This is a genomic window from Paraburkholderia sp. SG-MS1 (assembly GCF_012275575.1).
GTDB lineage: Bacteria > Pseudomonadota > Gammaproteobacteria > Burkholderiales > Burkholderiaceae > Paraburkholderia.
This window is the reverse complement of the sequence record NZ_NPIH01000153.1, coordinates 1-268: the sequence shown is the minus strand read 5'-3', so window position 1 is coordinate 268 and position 268 is coordinate 1. Positions and strand designations below refer to the sequence as shown.

General features: G+C 69.8%; 1 protein-coding gene. It reads left to right on the top strand.

Translation table 11 applies throughout. The features are described from left to right. Positions 1-14 precede the first annotated feature (14 nt). Positions 15-268, top strand: a 254-nt coding sequence (locus CIC12_RS11855) for a hypothetical protein (protein WP_238812543.1), incomplete at its 3' end; no start/stop codon positions are given.

Sequence of the window (268 nt, the reverse complement as noted above, 5' to 3'; positions counted from 1 at the left end):
GCACGGCTTCGACCGTGGCGGACGCCTCGGGTAACTACAGTGTGACGACCCATGTTCCGCAGACCAGCGGCGTGGTGGAAGCGGTCGCCACCGATGCGGTGGGCTACCACAGCGCGCCGACGGACGTGACCTACACGGACACGACGCCGCCGGACGCGCCGGTGGTGAATGTGACGCCGAACGCCGATGGTGGCCTGACGGTGGGCGGTACGGCCGAGGCGGGTTCGACGGTGACGGTGACGTATCCGGACGGCAGCACGGGCTCGAC